The organism is Streptomyces sp. NRRL B-1347 (assembly GCF_000720325.1).
GTDB lineage: Bacteria > Actinomycetota > Actinomycetes > Streptomycetales > Streptomycetaceae > Streptomyces.
Window position 1 is genome coordinate 1 of sequence record NZ_JOJM01000347.1, and the last position, 215, is coordinate 215.

Annotated in this window: 1 protein-coding gene; it reads right to left on the minus strand. The window is 66.5% G+C overall.

From position 1 onward, the window contains the following. Positions 1-209: AMP-binding protein (locus tag IG74_RS50720; RefSeq protein ID WP_324607553.1), on the minus strand; the 209-nt coding region annotated here is incomplete at its 3' end. Positions 210-215 lie beyond the last annotated feature (6 nt).

A 215-nucleotide genomic window follows, 5' to 3' on the forward strand; every position in this document is an offset into this window, starting at 1 on the left:
ACGTACAGTTCGCCGACGACTCCCTGCGGGACGAGGCGCAGATGTGCGTCCAGAACGTACAGGCGCGTGTTCCACACCGGACGGCCGATCGGGACCGTGCCACCCTCCACACCCGCGCCGGTGCCGAAGGTGACCTGAATGGTCGTCTCCGTGGGACCGTACAAGTTGACCGGCTCCACACCCCACACATCCACCGCAGCAGCAGCCAGCGACGA